Origin of the sequence: Janthinobacterium sp. HH104, assembly GCF_001758715.1 — a bacterium.
In the GTDB taxonomy this organism is placed as follows: Bacteria; Pseudomonadota; Gammaproteobacteria; order Burkholderiales; family Burkholderiaceae_D; genus Janthinobacterium; species Janthinobacterium aestuarii.
Genome location: NZ_LRIB01000048.1, coordinates 149,087 through 155,554, shown reverse-complemented (window position 1 = coordinate 155,554; position 6,468 = coordinate 149,087). Strand labels below are relative to the sequence as shown.

General features: G+C 57.4%; 6 protein-coding genes. All 6 read left to right on the top strand.

The annotated features are described in order from the left end of the window. Positions 1 to 187: 187 nt before the first annotated feature. The 6 genes from JAB6_RS23055 (at position 188) to JAB6_RS23030 (ending at position 6,353) form a co-directional block, all read left to right on the top strand. On the top strand, positions 188 to 376 hold the full coding sequence (locus tag JAB6_RS23055; protein WP_139143484.1) for a hypothetical protein: 189 nt from the start codon (positions 188 to 190) through the stop codon (positions 374 to 376). Beyond that, positions 373 to 987, top strand: coding sequence for a hypothetical protein (locus tag JAB6_RS23050; RefSeq protein WP_217494653.1), 615 nt, complete (start codon positions 373 to 375; stop codon positions 985 to 987). Before JAB6_RS23055 ends, JAB6_RS23050 begins: the two co-directional genes overlap by 4 nt. Further along, positions 984 to 1,835: a phosphoadenosine phosphosulfate reductase family protein gene (locus JAB6_RS23045; RefSeq protein WP_070304801.1), complete on the top strand. Its 852-nt coding sequence runs from the start codon at positions 984 to 986 to the stop codon at positions 1,833 to 1,835. The genes JAB6_RS23050 and JAB6_RS23045 overlap by 4 nt, the downstream gene beginning before the upstream one ends. Positions 1,836 to 1,850: 15 nt before the next feature. After that, positions 1,851 to 2,219: a hypothetical protein gene (locus JAB6_RS23040; RefSeq protein WP_070304798.1), complete on the top strand. Its 369-nt coding sequence runs from the start codon at positions 1,851 to 1,853 to the stop codon at positions 2,217 to 2,219. After that, a complete protein-coding gene (locus tag JAB6_RS23035) occupies positions 2,216 to 2,488 on the top strand; it encodes a hypothetical protein (RefSeq protein ID WP_254671760.1) in 273 nt (90 codons plus the stop codon). Before JAB6_RS23040 ends, JAB6_RS23035 begins: the two co-directional genes overlap by 4 nt. Before the next feature lie 1,597 nt (positions 2,489 to 4,085). Next, the gene (locus JAB6_RS23030) at positions 4,086 to 6,353 is read left to right on the top strand and encodes a phosphocholine-specific phospholipase C (RefSeq protein WP_070304796.1); all 2,268 of its coding nucleotides are present in this window, start codon (positions 4,086 to 4,088) and stop codon (positions 6,351 to 6,353) included. Positions 6,354 to 6,468: the final 115 nt, after the last annotated feature.

The window sequence follows — 6,468 nt, the reverse complement described above, 5'->3', positions numbered from 1 at the left end:
ATGCCGTGATCGTTCGCACGCAAACCGAACGCTTTGAATTTTTTGAGGTTGCCGCTTCCAGCGGCGACGTGATCGACGCCGCCATCGACCGCTACGGCGTATGCGGCGTTACCGCCAAACTGAAAGGAGCATCGCAATGCTGACCACCCTGACCGATTCACCGCGGCAAATCGCCCTGGGCGACCGCGTGACATTCGATACCGACGAAGGCTACCAGGCCGGCACCGTCAACGACCTGCGCCGCGACGTGGGCAATGGGGAGCTGCATGCGTGGGTGGAGCTGGATCACCAGTGGCCGGGCATGTTCCGGGCCGTGCCGCTGGGCGCCATCGAGGCGGTCAAGAAGACTGTCGCTCCTGTCGGGTGTCCAGCATGACAGCGGAACGGTCATTACCTGCCGTGGCGGCCTTGTTCGTGCGCGCCAATTCCATCTACAAGACCATGCCGGCGGTTGATGCTTGGGATGCGGAGCGCGACGCCCGCGCCTGGCCAGGTGGCGTGCCCGTGGTGGCGCATCCGCCGTGCCGCTCGTGGGGAACGCTGCGCCACCTGGCCAAGCCGCGCCCGGACGAAAAGGAACTCGCGGTGTGGGCCGTCGCCCAAGTCCGCAAGTTCGGCGGCGTGCTCGAGCACCCGAAGCGCTCGACCCTCTGGCCACACTGCAACCTGCCAGCGATCGGCGAGCGGGACAAATTTGGCGGCTGGACGTTGCCGATTTTCCAAAGCTCATTTGGTCACCGCGCGGAAAAGGCCACCTTGCTGTACATCGTCGGCTGTGCGCCAGCTCAAATACCGGCCATGCCCATCGTCCTGGGCGACGCCTCGCATGTGATCGCCCCATCCGGCCGCAACCGCGCCGGCGAGCGGCGCCGGAAAGGCGATCCGGGCTGGCGGCCGGAATGTGGCAAGGCAGAACGCGAACACACGCCGCCCGAGCTGGCGCATTGGCTGGTCTCCCTGGCGCGACGCTGCATGGTGCCCGCATGAACAGCCCATTCCTGTTCGACGGCCCGGGCGTCATTTCGTTCAGCGGCGGCCGCACCAGCGGCATGATGCTGTGGATGACGATTCAGGCCTACGGCGGCACGCTGCCGGCTAACGTGGTGGTTTGCTTCGCCAACACCGGCAAGGAAGAGGAAGCGACCCTTGAATTTGTGCGCGACTGCGGCGAGCGCTGGGGCGTTCCCATCGTCTGGATAGAAAACCGTCCTCGCAACGAAGCGCGCGGCAAGGAATTTACCATCGTGGACTTCACCACGGCCAGCCGCCGCGGCGAGCCGTTCGCCGATCTGCACGACGAAAAGAAATTCCTCCCGAATCCTGTGGCGCGCTTTTGCACGGCAGAACTCAAGGTGCGGCCGATGCAGCGCTATTTGAAGTCGATAGGCCTGGTCGAGTGGACCACGTTTATCGGCATGCGCGCCGACGAGCCCATGCGCGTGGCGCGGCTGGCGAATCAGGACTACGGCAAGCACGAAGTGAAAGAAGCGCCGCTGGCGGCGGTCGGCCTGACCGTGGCCGATGTCAGCGCGTTTTGGGCAAAACAAGATTTTGACCTGGGCTTGCCGAATATGAGCGGCAAGACGATGCACGGCAACTGCGACCTGTGCTTCCTGAAAGGCGGCAACCAGGTGTTATCCCTGATCCGCGAAAAGCCAAGCCGCGCGCTGTGGTGGATACAGCAGGAAAAGAACGCCCAGACGGCCGGATCGGGTGCTGGCGGCTGGTTCCGCAAGGACAGGCCCAGCTATCAGGCGATGTATGACATGGCGATGAATCACGGGGAGCTGTTCCCGTTCGACGACGCTTTAACTGACTGTGGATGTACGGACTAGAAGGAGATTACGAAAATGGATCAATACAAGGAATTCTGCCGGCTGCGCGACTACCGCCAGCCCGGCGCCGAAGTGCCGCAACACACCGAAGCCGAAGCATTCGCGTCGGCGATAGCTAGATATGCGGATCAGCGATACATGGCCCTGGCCGCGCGGCATGAGTCGGTACTCGATGGCGCAATTCTGATGGCAGAGGAATTTAGCGACGCGCGCACGCCAAGCGAGGGCGGCCATGCATTTCGGACCTATGCCGAAATCCTGCGCGGTTTAAAAACTGAGCATGCACTGGTCGCCATCGTTGCAAAAGAACAACATCTGGCGGAAACATTGCCGAAAACACCCACCACTATTACCGCCAGTACGGCAGCCAGGAGCATTCAATGAACATGAACGAAACCGAATTCGTCGCCAAACTGGCTGTGGCCATCGATAAATTGCAGCGCCCCGCCATTCCGCTGGCGATTGACCTGTGGGACATCGCCACCATCGCGTACTACTTGAAGCGCGAACCGGGAACCGTGCGGGAACGCATGGCGTGCCTGCCAAGCTTTCCCAAAGCCATCCGGCTGCCAACGTCGAAGGGGCATGCGCAGCCCCTGTATAATGCAAAGGACGTGATCGCCTGGGCCGAATCGTACCGAGAAAAGAATTAATTTCGTTTACGCCAAAATTACGCCAACACCCCGGAAAGCCGCATTATTCAACAGGTTGAGTTTCCGGCTCCGGGCACCAGCGCACAGAATTTGGAAACGTCAGAAAAGCCATTAACTCCCAAGGGGTTAGTGGCTTTTTTTACGCCCTGGCATTTCTCTTAATCGAGAGTAAACCGGCAAAAGCCAGCGGCTAACAACTCTTATCAAAACCGCCTCGGACGGAAGGAAGTTGTGGTCCAGAAGCGCAACTCTACGAAGTACGGGGCCGCCGGAGCTACAAGCATCTCAGGCCATAAATTACGACGCGCAGGAGGTTTTGACAAGCGTTCTATGCCAGATAGAATTCATTATCAATAATGCAAATTATGCATTATTGAAATTTAAGCTATACCCATATGCTAAATTGATCCGATCTTCTTGAAGCAAAGAGCGCAATCGTGATAACGCACTCCACTTCTTTGGAGAAAATCAAAGGGATTTTCAATATTAAGTTTTCAACAGAACATATTGCGCCAAATTATCCATGGCCATGCTGCGGAAACGAATACTCGAATTGATCCGGATAAACGATAATCAGTACCACTTATTAACCGACGCAAAACCTTGCCAAACGCGGCAAACCGGTCCGCAAGTGTGGAGGAAAATGAAGGATCAGGTCATTTTTCATCCACTTTCGGTGCTTCGCAGTGGTCAAGTGGCATGAGGCGCCAGGATGGTTTCCATGCTAAAGAGCTGCTTTACATCAACATTGTGGATTGCCACAAGAATAGACTTCAATGCAGAACGCAGTAATTATATGCATGGCGAGTCGGTGCTTCTATTTCGATTGATTGCACATCGCAACAAACGTCATTCTCATTACCATATGCCAGGCATTTTTCCTGCGGGTCCACCCACTCATCTTCCTGGATGAAATTTAGAGATTTCATTCAGTTTTCTTAAGGAAGCACTGATTATTTCACCGGCCGCCATTCCCTACGACGCATTGATCTGAGACAATATCGATATCACAATAGGCCGCCATTGATCATGCAAAAAAGCTTTTCCGACCTTGAATACGCCGCCCAAAAAAAGCTGCCCCGGCGAATGACTCGCCGTTCGACCATTTGGCACGTCAACCTCGCCTGGAAAGGGAATTGATCAGCATTTCCCTGGCTAACGGTATTGCGGTGCAAAGCAAATACCCATGAACAAACCTGCGACAGTGGCCAAGACTGGGTAATCACACGATGCACCCAGGCAGGTCGTTGCGTTTGCAATCAACTTTTTGCGTACTCAAATGAAAAAAACTTTTGCAACCTTGCGCCTTTCGCGCGACCGCTTCCAGCGCGTATTGCCATTGTCACTGCTATGCGCACTCGCAGCCTGTGGCGGCGGAGGCGGAACTTCGGCGTCGACCCCGGCTCCGATCCTGGTTCCGGGCACGACTCCGTCAACATGCGAGAAATCGCAGTGCGCCCCCTCTCCCTGACGCCATGAACGCGAATCGTCCGATTGGCATCCAGGATAGACGTGCCAGCCCGCGTCAGCTTCGCCAAGCAACCTTTGCCACCTGATCATCTATCCACCAAACATCGCGCCCTGCAGCCACTCCACCATGTCCACAAACAATTCCAAACGCACGTTCCTGCGTAATTCGTTCGGTACGATGGCGTCTATTGCCGCATTGTCCGCATTCCCACCGGCAATCCGTCGTGCCCTGGCGATCGAAGCCAACAACGTCACCGGGACGATCAAGGATGTTCAACATGTCGTTATGATCATGTTGGAAAACCGCTCATTCGACAGCCACTTCGGAACCTTCAAGGGCGTTCGGGGATACGGTGACCGGTTCGCAGCACCATCGCCGAACGGGTACAACATCATGTACCAGACCTATACTCAGGCAAAACCTGCCGGAACGTATATTCCCTTCCGCCTTGATGAAACAAAGGGCAATGCGCAACGCGCCGGCAGCACACCACACACATGGGCCGACTCGCAGGCGGCGTGGGACCACGGCCGGATGAATCGTTGGCCAGACGCCAAGGGCCCCTTGTCCATGGGATATTTCGATACAGCGGAAGTGCCTTTTCAACGCGCGCTAGCCGATGCCTTTACCGTCTGTGACCATTATCACTGTGGCATGCACACGGGGACAATTGCAAACCGGCTATTCTATTTTACGGGCACAAACGGCCCCAACGGCCGGAGCCCCATCGATGGCAAAAAAGTGGAGATCGCTGTACTCAACAACCAGTACAACGGAGGCAATGACATCGGGCCTTCGAGCGAAGGATGGACTTGGACCACCTATGCAGACCGCCTGGAAAAGGCCGGGGTCCGTTGGAAGGTCTACCAGAGTCTGATCGACAACTTTGGTTGCAATGAGATGATGAGTTTTCGCCACTGGCGCGCTGAAATTGAAAAACTGCCCGCCAGTCGCCGTCCACTCCATGTTTCCGCAGTCGACATCACCCAGGATGTCACCCGCGCAGGTCCATTCTATGAATCCAGCATCGACGACGCCCTCAGCCCGTTGGCGAAGGGATTCCACAACACCATGCCCCATGGCTTTCTGGAAACCTTCCGCGAAGACATCAACAAAGGCAAGCTGCCAGCCGTTTCATGGATCATTGCACCTTCGGCCTACAGCGAGCATCCTGAGTGTTCCAGTCCTGCCCAGGGCGGCTGGTATGTCCAACAGGTACTCGATGCGCTCACGGCGAATCCGGATGTATGGAGCAAGACCGTTCTGCTGATCAATTTCGACGAGAACGACGGTTTCTTCGACCACCTGCCACCGCCGTGCGCACCATCGGTCAATCCTGACGGCAGCGTCGCAGGTGCCACCACGCTCAGCAAGGCCGACATCGCGGCAGAGTATCACAACCACAAGCCGGCAACCAATCTTCAACCGGGCATTGATGGCCGGCCATATGGGCCAGGACTGCGTGTGCCGATGTGGGTCGTTTCGCCGTGGAGCCGTGGCGGCTGGGTCAACTCGCAGGTCTTCGACCATACCTCCGTGCTGCAATTTCTCGAGAAGCGGTTCGGCGTCCTCGAGCCACAGATCAGCGCTTACCGGCGTGCCGTCTGTGGTGACCTGACCTCCTGCTTTAATTTTGTCAACCCGAATGCGGGGGCGTTGCCAACGCTCACCGGGCATGGCAGCAAAGCGGATGTCGACGCGCTGGCACTAAGCCAGAGCACTGCCCGCACGCTTGCGAGACCATTGGCGTCTACAACATCGAGGTTACCGCCACAGGCTGGTGGTACCCGTCCATCGCGTGCCCTGCCGTATGTACTGCATGTGACGGCCCGCGCCGACTCCGGCGCAAAAAAAGTGACGCTGGTGTTTGCCAATGACAGCGGCAACCAGGCCGGCGCGGTGTTCCATGTGTATGACGAGCTGCATCTCGACCGGATCCCGCGGCGCTATGTCGTAGAGGCCGGAAAGACGCTGGAGGGAAGTTGGGAAGTTGCGTCCGATGGGGGAGCGTACCGCCTGTGGGTGCTCGGCCCCAACGGCTTCCACCGCCACTTTATTGGCGACCTCAAGGAACAGGGCGATCCGAGAGGCCCGGAAATTCAGGCCTGCTATATGACGTGCAGCCCTACTGAACTCGCGCTCAAACTGCACAACAAAAGCAGCGCGCGCTGCTCATTTATAGTAGCGGCAGAAGCATATCGAAGCGACGGTCCCTGGATGGTAGAGGTACCCGCCGGCGAGGTGAGAACGCTTAACTGGTCGTTGGCCGACAGCGGCAACTGGTATGACTTCTCGGTTACCTGCAGTACTCAGAAGACTTTCCGGCGCCGTGTCGCAGGGCGAATCGAGAATGGCAAGGATTCCGTGAGCGACCCGTCGCTGGGAGTTTCATAGCTCAAAAATTGATCCTGAAGGTACAAATAAGACTGCGGCGCATACTCCATCCGGCACGGGCATGCGCCGCAGGTCCATACTCTCATCTCGATGAGTTACCGCCCCCCGCACTCGC

Coding starts and splice junctions, on each gene's coding strand:
- JAB6_RS23050 (WP_217494653.1), top strand. CDS start 373: ATGACAGCGGAACGGTCATTACCTGCCGTGGCGGCCTTGTTCGTGCGC.
- JAB6_RS23045 (WP_070304801.1), top strand. CDS start 984: ATGAACAGCCCATTCCTGTTCGACGGCCCGGGCGTCATTTCGTTCAGC.
- JAB6_RS23040 (WP_070304798.1), top strand. CDS start 1,851: ATGGATCAATACAAGGAATTCTGCCGGCTGCGCGACTACCGCCAGCCC.
- JAB6_RS23035 (WP_254671760.1), top strand. CDS start 2,216: ATGAACATGAACGAAACCGAATTCGTCGCCAAACTGGCTGTGGCCATC.
- JAB6_RS23030 (WP_070304796.1), top strand. CDS start 4,086: ATGTCCACAAACAATTCCAAACGCACGTTCCTGCGTAATTCGTTCGGT.